Origin of the sequence: Avibacterium sp. 20-126 (assembly GCF_044358625.1) — a bacterium.
Lineage (GTDB): Bacteria > Pseudomonadota > Gammaproteobacteria > Enterobacterales > Pasteurellaceae > Avibacterium.
Genome location: NZ_CP091457.1, coordinates 2,286,398 through 2,302,315, shown reverse-complemented (window position 1 = coordinate 2,302,315; position 15,918 = coordinate 2,286,398). Strand labels below are relative to the sequence as shown.

16 protein-coding genes and 3 tRNA genes are annotated in these 15,918 nt (G+C 40.5%); 1 reads left to right on the top strand and 18 read right to left on the bottom strand.

All coding sequences use genetic code 11. The features are described 5' to 3' along the window. Positions 1-32: 32 nt before the first annotated feature. The 11 genes from waaA to L4F91_RS10875 form a co-directional block, all read right to left on the bottom strand. Positions 33-1,316, bottom strand: a complete 1,284-nt coding sequence (gene waaA, locus L4F91_RS10925; protein ID WP_395896455.1) for a lipid IV(A) 3-deoxy-D-manno-octulosonic acid transferase — start codon at positions 1,314-1,316, stop codon at positions 33-35. Positions 1,317-1,408: 92 nt separating this feature from the next. Further along, positions 1,409-2,560, bottom strand: a complete 1,152-nt coding sequence (gene mnmA, locus L4F91_RS10920) for a tRNA 2-thiouridine(34) synthase MnmA (RefSeq protein WP_395897901.1) — start codon at positions 2,558-2,560, stop codon at positions 1,409-1,411. A gap of 50 nt (positions 2,561-2,610) precedes the next feature. Further along, on the bottom strand, positions 2,611-2,859 hold the full coding sequence (gene nqrM / locus L4F91_RS10915; protein ID WP_250351355.1) for a (Na+)-NQR maturation NqrM: 249 nt from the start codon (positions 2,857-2,859) through the stop codon (positions 2,611-2,613). Positions 2,860-2,868: 9 nt separating this feature from the next. After that, complete coding sequence (locus L4F91_RS10910) at positions 2,869-3,876, bottom strand: FAD:protein FMN transferase (RefSeq protein WP_395897899.1); 1,008 nt, start codon at positions 3,874-3,876, stop codon at positions 2,869-2,871. A 121-nt stretch (positions 3,877-3,997) separates the two neighbouring features. Then, a complete protein-coding gene (gene nqrF, locus L4F91_RS10905) occupies positions 3,998-5,221 on the bottom strand; it encodes an NADH:ubiquinone reductase (Na(+)-transporting) subunit F (RefSeq protein ID WP_250351353.1) in 1,224 nt (407 codons plus the stop codon). A 14-nt stretch (positions 5,222-5,235) separates the two neighbouring features. Beyond that, positions 5,236-5,832 (bottom strand): NADH:ubiquinone reductase (Na(+)-transporting) subunit E, encoded by a 597-nt coding sequence (gene nqrE, locus L4F91_RS10900; RefSeq protein ID WP_250351352.1) that lies wholly within the window; start codon positions 5,830-5,832, stop codon positions 5,236-5,238. A 3-nt stretch (positions 5,833-5,835) separates the two neighbouring features. Further along, the gene (locus L4F91_RS10895; protein WP_250351351.1) at positions 5,836-6,459 is read right to left on the bottom strand and encodes an NADH:ubiquinone reductase (Na(+)-transporting) subunit D; all 624 of its coding nucleotides are present in this window, start codon (positions 6,457-6,459) and stop codon (positions 5,836-5,838) included. Further along, on the bottom strand, positions 6,459-7,235 hold the full coding sequence (locus L4F91_RS10890; protein WP_395896452.1) for a Na(+)-translocating NADH-quinone reductase subunit C: 777 nt from the start codon (positions 7,233-7,235) through the stop codon (positions 6,459-6,461). The genes L4F91_RS10895 and L4F91_RS10890 overlap by 1 nt, the downstream gene beginning before the upstream one ends. Continuing rightward, complete coding sequence (locus L4F91_RS10885) at positions 7,228-8,466, bottom strand: NADH:ubiquinone reductase (Na(+)-transporting) subunit B (RefSeq protein WP_250363872.1); 1,239 nt, start codon at positions 8,464-8,466, stop codon at positions 7,228-7,230. Before L4F91_RS10885 ends, L4F91_RS10890 begins: the two co-directional genes overlap by 8 nt. A 2-nt stretch (positions 8,467-8,468) precedes the next feature. After that, positions 8,469-9,809, bottom strand: coding sequence for a Na(+)-translocating NADH-quinone reductase subunit A (locus tag L4F91_RS10880; protein WP_395896449.1), 1,341 nt, complete (start codon positions 9,807-9,809; stop codon positions 8,469-8,471). Between the two features lie 380 nt (positions 9,810-10,189). Further along, positions 10,190-10,501: a BolA family protein gene (locus L4F91_RS10875; RefSeq protein WP_395896447.1), complete on the bottom strand. Its 312-nt coding sequence runs from the start codon at positions 10,499-10,501 to the stop codon at positions 10,190-10,192. A 147-nt stretch (positions 10,502-10,648) separates the two neighbouring features. On the opposite strand from L4F91_RS10875, the gene L4F91_RS10870 reads away from it, so the two are divergent. Next, complete coding sequence (locus L4F91_RS10870) at positions 10,649-11,251, top strand: YajG family lipoprotein (protein ID WP_395896445.1); 603 nt, start codon at positions 10,649-10,651, stop codon at positions 11,249-11,251. Positions 11,252-11,373: 122 nt separating this feature from the next. On the opposite strand, the gene L4F91_RS10865 is transcribed toward L4F91_RS10870, so the two are convergent. The 7 genes from L4F91_RS10865 to purB form a co-directional block, all read right to left on the bottom strand. Then, positions 11,374-11,450: transfer RNA gene (locus L4F91_RS10865), tRNA-Arg, on the bottom strand. Between the two features lie 152 nt (positions 11,451-11,602). Next, a tRNA-Asn gene (locus tag L4F91_RS10860) sits at positions 11,603-11,678 on the bottom strand. Between the two features lie 4 nt (positions 11,679-11,682). Continuing rightward, positions 11,683-11,758, bottom strand: a tRNA-Phe gene (locus L4F91_RS10855). A gap of 156 nt (positions 11,759-11,914) precedes the next feature. Further along, positions 11,915-12,988: a membrane-bound lytic murein transglycosylase MltC gene (gene mltC, locus L4F91_RS10850; RefSeq protein WP_395896443.1), complete on the bottom strand. Its 1,074-nt coding sequence runs from the start codon at positions 12,986-12,988 to the stop codon at positions 11,915-11,917. Further along, positions 12,985-13,266 (bottom strand): oxidative damage protection protein, encoded by a 282-nt coding sequence (locus L4F91_RS10845; RefSeq protein ID WP_395896441.1) that lies wholly within the window; start codon positions 13,264-13,266, stop codon positions 12,985-12,987. The genes mltC and L4F91_RS10845 overlap by 4 nt, the downstream gene beginning before the upstream one ends. After that, positions 13,266-14,384: an A/G-specific adenine glycosylase gene (gene mutY / locus L4F91_RS10840; protein WP_395896439.1), complete on the bottom strand. Its 1,119-nt coding sequence runs from the start codon at positions 14,382-14,384 to the stop codon at positions 13,266-13,268. The genes L4F91_RS10845 and mutY overlap by 1 nt, the downstream gene beginning before the upstream one ends. Before the next feature lie 166 nt (positions 14,385-14,550). Further along, positions 14,551-15,918, bottom strand: a complete 1,368-nt coding sequence (gene purB, locus L4F91_RS10835; RefSeq protein ID WP_395896437.1) for an adenylosuccinate lyase — start codon at positions 15,916-15,918, stop codon at positions 14,551-14,553.

Here is a 15,918-nt window from a genome sequence, read left to right as displayed (position 1 = left end):
TTCTGCTATGGCGTTCAGGCAAAATTCTGTGTTTATGGGGCTTCTAAATAAGGTTGAAGTAAATCGAGCAAACGTTGTAAAGCACCGCGATTTTCTAATAATACGCCGTAGCCTGCTTTGCCGGTGCGTTCACGCAAGGCGGGGGAATTAAGCAAAATTTCCACCGCTCTTGCAATTGCGGCAGCATTATTATTCACTTCAACAAAGCCCTGAACTTCCATTAACTTGCGGTAAACTTCTGGGAAATTAAAGGTATATTTGCCACTCACCACGGGGATTTGAAAGGCTAACGGTTCAAGTGGATTATGCCCTCCCCGTTTCACTAAACTGCCTCCCACAAAGGCAACATCAGCCAATGCATACATTAACATTAGCTCACCCATCGTGTCGCCTAGCACCACTTGGGTATCGGGTTGTGGCACGCGATTTTCACTACGACGAACAAAGGTGAAATGCTGCTTTTCAATTTGTTCCGCCACCTGATTAAAGCGTTCAGGGTGGCGCGGCACGAGAATCAGCAATAAATCAGGAAAGGCTTGTAATAATAAACGATGACTTTCCAGAATCAGGCTTTCTTCACCTTCGTGGGTACTCGCCGCCACCCATATAGGGCGTTGTTGTTTCCACTGGATTTTGAGCTTTTCTGCTTCTGTAAGTAAGCTCTCACTTAATACGAGATCATATTTGATATTGCCAGTGGGTTTGAGCTTTTGTGGATTATAGCCCAGTTTGAGATAACGCTGACCGCTGATGTTATCTTGCGGTGCAATCAAGCTGATTTTACTTAAGATCGCTTGGATATAGCTTTCCAACCAGCCATAGCGTTTTGCTGATCGGGCAGATAAACGAGCATTGGCAATAATAAAAGGAATATGCTGTTTATCTAGTTGATAAATTAAATTCGGCCAAATTTCGGTTTCGATCACAATACAAGCTTTTGGCTGAATAAAACCAATAAAGCGTTTGATCGCACCGGGTAAATCATAAGGCAAATAAAAATGGCTGACTTGCTCACCAAAGGCTGCTTTGACGCGTTCAGATCCCGTTGGCGTTACGGTGGTTAGGGTGATGGCTAAATCAGGGTAAGTACGTTGAATCGCTTTCACTAATGGCGTGGCTGCAATGACTTCGCCCACCGATGCCGCGTGAATTAACACGCCATTCGGTTTCGGTGGGGTTTGTGAGGCAGAATAAATGGCATAACGCTCCAAAATTCGCTGACGATAAGCGGGCGCTTTGAAGCTACGTAATAAAATAAATAACCAAATAAGCGGTTGAACAAGATACATTATGCTGGTGTAAATTCTGTGCCACATAGCCGTTTCTTCATTAAATAGCGAGAAAACCGAGAACTTCTCCGCACTTTATTGAGACAAGAAACAAAGTGCGGTGGAATTTCGCGGCGTTTTTATTTTATGGATTGTTCAATAATTCCACCACCAAGGCAAATTTCACCTTGATAAAACACCGCTGATTGCCCCGGTGTAACCGCAATTTGCGGTTCATCAAAACGTACTTCGATGCTCTCATCATTAATTGGGATAATTTGGCAAGGAATATCCGTTTGGCGATAGCGTGTTTTCACTGTGCAACGCAATGGTTCACGAATCGGCTGGCGATCTACCCAATGTAGCTGTTGTGCAATTAAGCCACTGGATAGCAAAGCAGAATTATCTAACCCCTGAGCCACCACTAACACGTTATTTATGAGATCTTTTTCGACCACATACCACGCATTTTCTGCTTTACCTTTCACCCCACCAATGCCTAAGCCTTTGCGTTGCCCTAAGGTATGATACATTAAGCCTTGATGACGCCCAATAATCTCGCCTTCCGTTGTCTTAATATCACCCGGTTGAGCAGGCAAGAAGCGGGCTAGAAAATCTTTAAATTTACGCTCACCAATAAAGCAAATGCCAGTCGAATCTTTTTTCTTGGCGGTAACCAAGCCTAAATCTTCTGCAATGGCCCGCACCACTGGCTTTTCAAGCTCACCAACAGGGAAAAAGCTTTGCCCTACTTGGCGTTCACTCAAGGTGTAAAGAAAATAACTTTGATCTTTATTCGTATCTAAACCACGCAACAATTGCGCTTTGCCATTGTGATCTCGACGACGCACATAATGCCCTGTGGCGATATAATCTGCCCCTAAATCTTCTGCCGCATATTCCAAAAAGGCTTTAAACTTGATTTCTTTGTTGCACAAAATATCAGGGTTAGGCGTGCGGCCTGCTTTATATTCCGCTAAAAAATGTTCAAAAACATTATCCCAATATTCTGCGGCAAAATTGATTTTATGTAATTTGATCCCGAGCTTATCGCAAACCGCTTGTGCGTCGGCCAAATCCGCTGCTGCGGTGCAGTAGTCCGTATCATCATCCTCTTCCCAATTTTTCATAAACAAGCCTTCCACTTGGTAGCCTTGTTGTTGAAGAATAAATGCGGAAACAGAGGAATCTACCCCGCCAGACATACCACAAATCACTTTTATTTTACTGTTTTCTGCACGTTGTTCTTCACTGAGTACTGGAAAATATTGTTCGTAAGTTTTTGATTTCATCATAATTTTGCTTAATTTTTTTACCGCACTTTCGTTTCCCCATTGGGGCATTATTTGACTTCGTAAAAGTTATTTTCGCTTTTGTTGAAACGCTCTAGTTCTGATGCGTCCACTTCACCTTTCTCTACTTTTGCTTTTAAGTTATCGCAAGGCTCATCACAATCGCAGACTTTTTTTAATCCCAACGCGGAGATCCCCCCGCAGCTTCCTGCAATAGATTTACGTTTAATAATATAGCCAATAGACATAGCAAAAATAACGAGGACGAAAAAGCCGAAAGTAATAAAAAAGAGTTCCATATTTCCCCCTTATTGGTTGATGAGTTGTTTAAATGCAGAAGACATTTTTACCTCAAATCCTTTTTCCGTTTTAATAATTAAATAAACGGCAAGTTTTTGCTGCTCTGCAATATCCAGTGCTTTCGCTTCACCCAGTACAAATAGCCCTGTTGAAAGCCCGTCTGCGGTCATTGATGACGGCGCTAATACGGTAATCGAGGCTAAATGATGTTGGATTGGACGCCCAGTTTGTGGATCAATTTCGTGCGAATAACGCACGCCATTTTCTTCAAAGTAAATGCGATAATCCCCTGAGGTTGCCATTGCTAAATTATGTAGCCCAACAACTTGCTCAACACTTCTGGAACCGTCAAAGGTAGGTTTTTCAATGGCAATCTGCCAAGGTTTGTTTTCGCTATTATTTCCTTTAGCACGAATTTCGCCACCAATTTCTACCATATAATTGCCAATGCCTAAACTTTCTAGGTAATCCGCCACTTGATCCACGCCAAAGCCTTTGGCAATCGAAGATAAATCTACATAAAGTTCTGGCACAGTTTTTTCTAAGTAAAATTTACCCGCACTTTCACTGAGTTTTAATTTTTCAATGCCAACCCACGCGCGGCGTTCATCAAGTTGTTGCTGGCTCGGTGCTTTTTCCACACGTTTTTCGGGGCCAAATCCCCATAAATTCACCAAGGGGCCTACGGTAACATCTAATGCACCTTGTGTAACCTTATTTAAGCGAATGGCTTCACCTATCACTTTGGCAAGATCGGCTGAAATTTCAATGGGCGTATTAACTTGACGATTTTGATTAAAGCGACTTAATTCAGAAGTCGGAATATAAGTGGACATTTTATCATTAACGTCTTTTAAAATATGTTCAATCCCCTCGTGTGTATCGGCAACCGATTGTGAGCCTTCCTCAGTGATGTATTTGATATGGTAGGTTGTTCCCATTGTTTTCCCACTTAAGGTCACAATTTCAGGATCTTTTTGGCAGGCGGTTAAGCAACAAGCCAAAAGTATTCCCATACTCCAAGCATAAACGGATTTTAATTTTCTTCGCATTAGGCAATCACTCATTTTGGTTTGGCTAAAAATGGTTAAAGCGGTCAGAAATCTGACCGCTCTTTTTTGTCGTGAAGCAGTGTTATCAACCGCCAAAATCATCTAGTAAGATGTTTTCATCTTCAACGCCTAGATCTTTAAGCATTTTGATTACGGCAGCATTCATCACTGGTGGTCCACACATATAGTATTCACAATCTTCTGGTGCTTCGTGATTTTTTAGATAGTTTTCATAAAGCACATTGTGGATAAAGCCGGTGTAACCATCCCAATTATCTTCAGGCAATGGATCAGAAAGTGCCACGTGCCATTGGAAATTGTCATTTTCTGCTTGTAAGGTATCGAAATCTTCCACATAGAACATTTCACGTTTAGAACGCGCCCCATACCAGAAAGACATTTTACGTTTAGATTTCAAACGTTTTAATTGGTCAAAGATATGTGAACGCATTGGTGCCATACCTGCCCCTCCACCGATAAAGACCATTTCAGCATCGGTTTCTTTGGCAAAGAATTCACCAAACGGACCAGAGATAGTGACTTTATCACCCGGTTTTAATGACCAAATGTAAGATGACATTTGTCCCGGTGGTGCATCTGGATTGCGTGGTGGTGGCGTTGCAATACGCACATTCAGCATAATAATGCCTTTTTCTTCTGGGTATGAAGCCATTGAATAAGCACGTACAATAGGCTCATCCACTTTTGATACATAACGCCATAGGTCATATTTATCCCAGTCTTCGTGGTATTCTTTTGGAATATCGAAGTCTTTGTAATATACCGTATGCGGTTCAGCTTCAATTTGGATATACCCCCCCGCACGGAATGGGACTTCTTCCCCTTCAGGAATTTGTAATTTTAACTCTTTAATGAAGGTCGCTTTATTATCGTTAGAAATAACGGTACATTCCCATTTTTTCACGCCAAACACTTCTTCAGGTAACTCAATTTGCATATTGGTTTTGACATTAACCTGACAAGCAAGGCGATAACCTTCTTTTGCTTCACGTTTTGAAATATGGGAAAGTTCAGTAGGTAGAATATCTCCGCCACCTTCTGTAACTTTCACCACACACTGACCACAAGAGCCACCGCCCCCACAAGCAGAAGACACGAAAATCCCTTTACTGGCTAATGCGCCTAATAATTTTCCACCTGCTGGTAAATGAATGGCTTTATTTGGATCGTGATTAATTTCAATAGTAATGTCCCCCGAGTTTACTAGCTTAGATTTAGCAAACAAGATAATTGCTGCTAAAGCTAAAACCACAATCGTGAACATTGCAATACCTAAAATAATTTCCATTTAGTATCCCCTTCTTATAACTGAATACCTGAAAATGACATAAAGCCAAGCGCCATTAGACCTACCGTGATAAAGGTAATCCCTAAACCACGTAAACCTGCTGGGATATCAGCATATTTCATTTTTTCAGTTAAACCAGCAAGTGCAACGATAGCAAGCATCCAACCTGTACCCGCACCAATTCCATAAACCACGGATTCCGCAAAATTATATTCACGTTGAACCATAAAGGAGACGCCACCGAAAATCGCACAGTTTACGGTAATTAACGGTAAGAAAATCCCTAATGCGTTATAAAGTGCGGGGAAAAATTTGTCTAAAACCATTTCTAGGATTTGAACCAACGCAGCAATCACCCCAATAAAGGTAATAAAGCGTAAGAAACTTAAATCCACCCCTTCCACTAACGCGCCATCTTTTAAGATGTGAGTGTAAACAATTTGGTTGGCTGGCACAGCAATCCCCAATACCACGATTACCGCAATCCCTAAACCAAACGCGGTTGAAACTTTCTTTGAAACAGCAAGGAATGTACACATACCAAGGAAGAAAGAAAGTGCCATATTTTCAATAAAAATGGACTTAACAAAGAGACTTAAATAATGTTCCATTGCTTATTTCTCCACTTGTTCTGGTTTCCACGTTCTTAAGCCCCAAATTAAGAAGCCGATAATAAAGAACGCACTTGGTGCTAAAAGGAAAAGCCCGTTTGCTTGGTACCAACCGCCGTCTTGGATAGTTTGGAAAACAGTCATACCAAAGATTTTACCTGAACCAATTAATTCACGTAAAAACGCAACAATAATCAAAATAGTCCCGTAACCAATACCGTTACCTAAGCCATCAACAAAACTCGCTAATGGGGGTTCTTTCATTGCGAACGCTTCTGCACGTCCCATTACGATACAGTTTGTGATAATCAAACCAACGAATACGGAAAGCTGTTTAGATAACTCATAAGCATAGGCTTGCAACACTTGATCCACAAGGGTTACTAATGATGCAATAATTGCCATTTGCACGATAATACGGATACTGTTTGGAATATAATTACGGATACAAGAAATGAAGAAACTTGAAAATGCCGTAACCAAACTTACTGCGATAGCCATTACCACCGCGGTTTCTAATTTTGTTGTTACCGCTAAAGCAGAACAAATACCCAAGATTTGCAATGCAATTGGGTTATTGCTCACAATCGGAGATAACAATAATTTTTTCATATTTGCATTAGCCATTAGTTAGCCTCCGCTCTAAGTTTATCTAAATATGGACCAAAGCCATTACGATCAAACCAGTAATCGAAAGAACCTTGTACCCCTTTCGTTGTTAAGGTTGCACCAGATAAACCATCAATACCGTGTTCTTTATCTGCTGAAGCCCCTTTACCAATTTTAATCGCAACTTGATTTTGTTCATTAAAGAGTTTTTTACCTACAAAGTATTTTTGCCAGTTTGGATTAGCAATTTCGCCCCCTAAACCAGCCGTTTCACCTTGCTCATAGTAGGTAATCCCTTTAATGGTATTTGCATCTGGTGCAACAGATACAAAACCATACATCACAGACCATAATCCCGTACCATAAATTGGTAAGACAATTTGTGAAGTTTTGCCTTGTGCATCTTTTACCAAATAAACCTCAGCGTATTTTGCCCGCACTTTAATACCAGCTTTATCATCTTCTGGTTTAATTGCGACACTTTCAGCTGGATTTTTCACCGCAACACGCGCATCAAAGTTTTTGATGTCGCTTACATAATCACCCGTTGCAAGATCCACAATTTTCGGCTCAATGTTTTCTGCATAAAGGGCTTTAATTTCCGCACCTTTTGCTTTCGCTGGGAGTAACCCTGCCACACTGAGAATGTTTTTCTGTTTATCTAATAATTTTTGCTCATTTTGCGTCGGTTTTAAACCTACTGCCGCACTTGCTACGATAATTGAGCAAACTAAGCTGACTAGAACAACAACAAGGATTGTTCCGCCAACACTATCTTTATTAAACTTAGCCATTGCGCGCTCTCCGACGTTTGATATTTGCTTGAACAACCAGATAGTCAAAAATTGGGGCAAATAAGTTAGCTAATAAGATGGCTAACATCATTCCTTCTGGATAAGCAGGGTTTACCACTCGAATAATCACTGCCATTGCACCAATTAATGCGCCATACCACCATTTCCCTTTATTTGTAAATGAGGCGGATACGGGGTCTGTTGCCATAAATAACATACCTAACGCAAAACCACCTAACACTAAGTGCCAATGCCAAGGCATTGAGAATAATGGGTTTGTCTCTGAACCAATCACATTGAATAGGGTAGAAGTGGCAATCATACCGATCATCACACCCGCGATAATACGCCACGAAGCAATACGGGCAAATACAATCACCGCTGCCCCAATTAATAATGCAAGGGTCGAAACTTCACCGATTGAACCTGGGATATTCCCTAAGAAAGCGTCCATCCATTGAATTGGCTGACCGGTGGTAACTTGTTTTAATGCTCCTTGACCGCCGGTTGCCCATTGTGAAAGTGCGGTTGCACCAGAGAAACCATCAGCGGCGATCCATACAGAATCCCCTGAGATTTGTGCAGGATAAGCAAAGAATAAAAACGCACGCCCTGCTAATGCTGGGTTCATAAAGTTTTTACCTACACCACCAAACACCTCTTTCGCCACAACAACACCGAAAGTGGTCGCTAGTGCTGCTTGCCATAATGGCAATGTTGGCGGAACGATAAGGGCTAATAAAATAGAGGTTACGAAGAAACCTTCGTTGATTTCGTGTTTACGCACCATGGCGAATAACACTTCCCAGAAACCACCCACAAGGAATACGGTTAAATAAATTGGTAGGAAGAAAATCGCCCCTAATGCCATTTTAGCAAGTACACCCGCATCAGGCGACACTAAACCTAGTGCGTTTGCTAAGGCAAAATGCCAGTCATTCGCCACATTTTGTGCTAAGTTTTGTGCAAAATCGCCGACGTTTAATGCAAGGATAGATTGCGCCCCCACATTAAACATACCGTAGAACATTGCTGGAAATAACGCCAGCCACACTAATACCATCATACGTTTTGAATCTAACGCATCACGGACGTGAGAAGCTTTCGCTGTTACTGTACCGGGGGTATATAAAAAGGTTGCCGTTGCTTCAAACAGTGCATACCATTTTTCATATTTACCACCCGGTAAAAAAGCAGGTTCCATTTTCTCTAAAAGATGTTTTAAACCCATTTTTAACCTTCCTTCTCGATCTTATCTAAAGCCGCACGCAGCATTGGACCGTAATCATTTTTACCTGGGCAAACGAACGTACAAAGTGCTAAATCTTCTTCGTCTAACTCTAAGCAACCTAATGCTTGAGCGCTGTCCGTATCGCCTGCACTTAAATCACGCAATAATAATGTCGGGATAATATCTAATGGCATCACACGCTCATAAGCACCAATTGGCACCATTGCACGATGTCCACCATTAAGTGCGGTGGTAAAATTGAATAATTTGTGTCCGAAATGACCTAACACAGTACGGGTGATAGAGTATTTGTTCGCCCCTGGCATAATCCAACCGAGGAACTCTTTCTCACGACCTTCTGCAATCACAGAAACCTGTAACGCATAACGTCCTAAATAATCTACCGCACCTTCCGCTTTATGACCGCTTAACACGGAACCTGAGATAATACGGTTTTCACCTTCTTTTAATTCGCCTTTAGTTAATTGGGCTAAGTTAGCACCAAGTTGGGTGCGAATTAAACGCGGATTTTTCACCTGTGGGCCAGCCAATGAGATCACACGGCCATTATAAAGTTCACCCGTGGTAAATAAGCGACCAAATGCGATCACATCTTGATAATTCAAATACCAAACTGTTTTCGTTGCGCTAACCGGATCGATAAAGTGAATATGCGTACCACTTAAGCCCGCTGGGTGTGGGCCGCCAAAATCGTGTACGGCTAAATTTGGTAAATCCACCGTTGGGATATTGCTATCGCCCGCTTTACATAAATGCAATTTGCCTTCGTGTAAACGGCTTAATACGGTTAAACCATTGGTGAAATCTTCCCAATGGGCTTTTAACACCACTTCAGGATCAGCCGCTAATGGATTGGTATCCATTGCATTAACAAAAATTGAAGATGGCACGGCATCAACAGCAGGCACTTTACTGAATGGACGAGTACGAAGTGCTGTCCAAAGCCCTGATGCTTGTAGGTTTTGACGAACTTGCTCGGAAGTTAAACTTTTAAGCTCATCGGTGGAATATTTGTTAAAGGTAACCTGATCATTACCTTCGATTTGAATCACTACTGATTGCAACACACGCTTAGCACCGCGATTAATCGCAGTTACAGTACCACTTGCAGGGGCAGTGAATAATACGCCGGGGTTCTTTTTATCTTCAAAAAGCACCTGACCTTTTTTCACCACATCACCTTCACGTACCTTCATTGAAGGACGCATTCCCACATACTCTTCGCCAAGCAAGGCAACTTCAGTAACGGCATTGCCGTTATGGATTACTTGTTCTGGCTTCCCAGCAATAGGAAGATCCAAGCCTTTTTTAATCGTAATCATATTGTATGCACTACTTTTCGTTAGATTAAAAATATAGCTATCGCAAGATAAAACGCAATGCGATAACCTCGTCTTGAGTAATGATTTTTGCTTAATTATCAACGATGAATGCAAAAAACATCGTCATAACATCCACTCCAACCACATAAATTTAAAACTCAAATTCTGTTTAGATTTTATACCGCGCATAAAACTAAACGCGCAATATACGTTAAAATTTTGATAAAAATTAGCAGTTCATTTTAACTAAATAATAACTTTCATTCCACTTTGACAAACAGTTTTTCCTGCTTTTTCGCAAAAAAACCGCTCTGTTCTTGTGGAAAATCAAATTTTGCAAAAACCTGTTAGCTAATCTTACCTCGTATGAGGTAGCTTGTTTATTGCCCGACACCTAAACAATTTGGCGATTTTGGGAACTGCTGTTCCAACGCGTGCCATTCATCTAATGTATAAGTATGTAAGGCTAATGCGTGGATACCCTGTTTCAATTCTTCTGCTAATAACTGATACAACATTTGATGGCGCGCGACCTTTCTCACCCCATTAAATTCATCACTCACTAACACCACTTTAAAATGCGAATCTGCACCACGCCCCGAACTGTGCATATGGCTTTCATTTTCGATATGTAAAAAGTGCGGTGCAAATTTTTGCTGAATTTTTTGCGTTAAAATTTGTTGAGTACTCATTCTCGTTTCCTTTTGATGATCAATCGCACATTAAAGTAAGGTCGTTTTATTTGTGCTTAAATGTTATGAATAAATTTGCCAGCGCAAAGACTATACATTCATAATGAAGTTTGCAAGAATAACCCTTTCTTTTTTGTTAGCGAGGAAATGACTATGCGTTTTACCAAACTCTCTCTCATCAGCTTATTTTCAAGTGCCGTGCTATTATCTGCTTGCCAATCTCAGCCCAGTAACACGCTCACGTTTACCCCACCTAGCCCAAGTGTACAATTCAATGCCGCAAATCAACAGGCAGTGCTAAACATTTTAACCCGCGATGTACGCCAACAACCTGAAGTATCGAGCTATGTTTATAATGAAAAAATATTTAAACTCTTTGCTAAACCAACGCCAACCGAGCTTTTCGATCAAGTCATCAAACAAGATTTAAATGCCAAAGGTTTCCGCATCGCGGCAACACCGGCTCAATCCAACACCAATGTCATTGTGAATATCAATAAATTCTATGCCGATATTGATCAGGGCAATTTGCGTTACAAAATCACAGCAAATGTACAACTTAGCGTTCAAGTACAGGGTGCAAAAGGGCAATTTAATAAAAATATTGGTTCATCAAGAACCCAAGAAGGGGCGTTCAAAGCCAGCAATGAAAATATCCAGAAGGTGCTAACCCAAGCCTTGCAAGAAACCGTGAAAAGTATTTATCAAGATCAAGACATCTCTAATGCGATTAATCGCTATTCCAATTAATGTTATAGCTATCTTGCTTGATTTTAAAATAACACAGTCTAGCTGGTTTTCACTTATTGCAAAGTGAAGCCACAATAAAAGAAAACCTTGCAAACTAACGCAAGGTTTTTTATTACCTAAAATGGCGAACGTGGGCGGAGTCGAACCGCCGACCTGTCCCTTAGGAGGGGACTGCTCTATCCTGCTAAGCTACACGTTCTTTGGCGATTCAGTTTCGCATAAATAGGTGATGATGAAAAGCAAATACTGAGAAATAAAGTGCGGTGTTAATTTTGTTAATTTTTAATCAGAAAAGAGAGGGGAATTAGATATGAAAAAGCCGCTAATTTTCATTAGCGGCTGTTAAGAATTTGGCTCCTCCTGCTGGACTTGAACCAGCGACATATGGATTAACAGTCCACCGTTCTACCGACTGAACTAAGGAGGAATAGTGGTGCCTCGAGGCGGAATCGAACCACCGACACGGGGATTTTCAATCCCCTGCTCTACCGACTGAGCTATCGAGGCAACGCATCAGTGGTGCGTATTAAACGATTTTTACCGCGGTAAGTCAATCATTAATTTTAACTTTTTTACATTTTTTTATTCGTTTGAATATTTAACAGACGAAACGCATAGAAATACAGCAAAAATTGTGTAAAAAAACGAAACCACTTTTAATGCTTATCGTCTAACACGATAACTCTTTTGTGCTTTATCCACCTTAATGAGATAATTTCTTGCCTGTGAAGAAGGATGTGCCGTCGTTAAAATACGGTACACTTGCTCAGGATACAAGCGATTAATCTGTTCAATTGCCATCTCTTTATCTTCGTGAAACACGCGTAATACTGCGCCAGCACCACTGTTATAAGCTGAGATCATTGCAAAACGTTTAGATGTCGGATTGGTAATACCATCTAAATATTTATTTTGTAATAACCATAAATAAGACGCGCCTGTATCAATATTCTTTTCAGGATCAAATAAATAACTTTTTGATGGTTGCCCACCACGCCCTTTCATTTGGAATACATCACGTCCTGCCGTATGTGGCACAACTTGCATTAATCCTACGGCATTGGCATAGCTAATTGCATAAGGGTTAAAACTTGATTCTGTTTGCATAATGCCAAGGATTAAACTTTCATCAAGGTTATAACGTCTTGCAGCACGACGTACCATAGGTAAATATTTTTGCGCGCGCACTGCAACGTGATTCGCAATCATTGGAATCACCACAAATTGCACCATTCTGCCATTACTCAAACGACGCGTCTGTAATTTATTTTGCAATAAATAATTGGCAAAATTACTTGCTGTCGTTACATTCGCAATTTGTCCACCCAAATTATCCACAACCTGCCCTAAGAGGAACGGGCGTGAGCTAATCGGTACATCACCAGAAGCAAATAGATCAATGCCTTTAGCATCAGATCCCATTAATAATGTATGTACAATGGCATTATGTAAGCGATTTACATCACTTAATGTTTCAACCGTAATGCTCCCTTCATCAAAACTCACGTGGCTACGCGTATAATAACTATCCGTATATTTCACATAATCTTTACGGCTAGCAACCAATAACTCATTAACGCCCCAAATTTGATCAATATTATGGGAAAATTGTCCAGTTAAAATATCTAGCCCTTGTGTATCTTTTGCAAAGGCCTCATCATAATCAATCCTTTTATGGCTTGATCCACTACAAGCAAATAAAAAAGGAATAATCAACGCAACAACATATTTTTTCATAGTGTTTTTTCTGCTGGTGGAACATAACCTTCAATGTGAACCTCTTTGCCTTCAAACAAAAAGTTCACCATTTCTTGCTCTAATAATTGACGATGTTCAGCATTCATCATATTTAATTTCTTCTCATTAACGAGCATAGTTTGCTTTTTCATCCACTCGCCCCACGCTTGTTTACTGATATGATCAAAAATACGTTTACCTAACTCCCCCGGATAGAGTTGAAAATCTAAGCCATCTGCGTCTTGTTTTAAATAGGCACAAAATACCGTTCTTGCCATTATTCTTTTCCTTTTGCTAACTGTAATAAAAGATTTTTAACTGGTGTTGCCAGCCCAATTTGATCTGGATTTTGCGGATCATACCAATATTTGACCGCACTTTGTATAGAAGATTCATACTTCCCGTGATTTTCACCCACCTTTTTCCAATCAGAGCGATTGCTATCCTCACCCCGATATTCCTGTTTCACATAAATAGGATGAATCATTAAATGAAAATGGCTAAACGTATGACGAAAAGCCGGCCATTCTTGGTAAAAAGCCACATTTTGACGGGCTAAATACGCCAGTAAATCCTGCTTACTATCAAATTGCGGAAAACAATACAAACCGCCCCACAATCCTGATTGTTCACGCTGTTCTAAGACAACTTTTCCCTGTTCTTGCCAAATCAAAAAATAACTTTGTCGCCCAGGTAAGGTTTTTTTCGGCTTTTTAGCTGGATAAGCTTGCCAATTTTGTTGTAAATTTGCACCGCACTTTGTAGCTAAAGGACAAAGTTCGCATTTGGGTTTTGTGCGTGTACAAACCATTGCGCCAATATCCATCATCGCTTGATTAAAATCCGCCACACGCTGTTTTGGTGTAACTTCTGCACTTAACTGCCAAAGCTGATTTTCTACTTTCTTCTCTCCAGCCCAACCTTGCACGGTAAAATAACGTGATAATACCCGTTTCACGTTACCATCTAAAATTGGGTAAGGGGCATTTAAACAAGAAGATAAAATCGCCCCCGCAGTACTACGCCCAATCCCTTTTAATGCCTGCACTTGCTCAAATTCAGTGGGAAAATTACCTTGATAATGATCTCGAATATATTGTGCGGATTGGTGCAAATTTCTTGCTCTTGCGTAATAACCTAAACCTGTCCACAAATGTAATACTTCATCAAGAGGCGCATTCGCCAGCGCAGTAATCGTGGGAAAAGTTTGCATAAAACGTTCAAAATAGGGAATCACAGTGGCAACTTGGGTTTGTTGCAACATCACCTCTGACAGCCATACACCATAAAGGGTTTTATTTTTCTGCCAAGGCAAATGCTTACGTCCAAATTGCTCATACCAAGTAAGTACAGATTTTGCAAAAGGAGACGTGGTGGAAGATTGAGCTAATAGCATAAATATAATAGATAAAAGAATGAAAAAACGAAGTGTATCATAGGCAAAATTTATCTTGCAAAAGAATTGCGAAGGAAATGCCATAGAAGAAAAATTTGCCTAAAACAAAAGTGCGGTGAAAATTTCTTAATTTTCCACCGCACTTAGGTTATGAATGATTGAGCAATTAAAGTTTCTCCACTAACGCCACGGCTGCCCCAATATAGGTGGCTGGGGTAAGTTGTTGTAAGCGTTGTTTTTCTGCTACTGGAATGTCTAATTTTTCAATAAACTCACGCATAGCTTGCTCATCAACTCGCTTACCACGCGTCAATTCTTTCAGTTTTTCATAAGGTTTTTCAATGCCATAACGACGCATTACCGTTTGAATTGGCTCTGCAAGCACTTCCCAATTTTGATCAAGTTCATCACGTAAGTGTTGTTCATTGACCTCTAATTTACTGATCCCTTTTCTGGTTGCCGCATACGCAATTAAACAATAGCCTAAGCCTACCCCGAGGTTACGTAACACCGTCGAATCAGTTAGATCACGCTGCCAGCGAGAAATCGGTAATTTTGCTCCCAAATGCGCCATTACTGCATTTGCCAGTCCTAAATTTCCTTCAGAATTCTCAAAATCAATCGGGTTTACTTTATGTGGCATTGTTGATGAACCAATTTCTCCCGCAATTGTTCGTTGTTTGAAATGGTTTAATGCGATATAGCCCCATAAATCACGATCAAAATCGATAATAATGGTATTAAAACGTGTGATGTTATCAAACAATTCGGCAATATAATCATGAGGCTCAATTTGAGTTGTATAAGGATTCCATTTAATCCCTAAAGAGGTAACAAACTCTTCGCTAAATTTGTGCCAGTCCAGTTCAGGATAAGCCGATAAATGCGCATTATAGTTCCCCACAGCACCATTGATTTTACCTAGAATATCAATACGTTGTAGCTGTTCAAATTGACGTTTTAGGCGATATACCACATTTGCCATTTCTTTTCCAACGGTAGAAGGGGAGGCTGGCTGTCCGTGTGTACGAGAAAGTAACGGAATCGCCTTATATGCTTGAGCTAATCGACTAATTTCATCAATCAATTTTTGCCATTCGGGTAAAATCACTTCTTCACGCGCGGTTTTTAACATTAATGCGTGAGAAAGATTGTTGATATCCTCGGAGGTACAAGCAAAATGGATAAATTCACTTACTGCGGCTAATTCATCAAGTGCGGTCGTTTTTTCTTTCAAAAAATACTCTACCGCTTTCACATCGTGATTTGTGGTTCGCTCAATTTCTTTAATGCGCTCGGCATCTGCTAAACTGAAATTTGCAACAATTTGATTTAAGTAATCGTTTGCTTTTTTTGATAAAGAAGGAACTTCTTGAATTTGTGCTGTTGCCGCTAGTTTTTGCAACCAACGAACCTCAACCTCCACCCGAAACTTGAGCAAACCAAACTCACTAAAAATATGACGTAATGCCGTTGTTTTATCCTGATAACGACCATCAAGGGGAGATATTGCAGTAAGCGCATTTAATTGCAT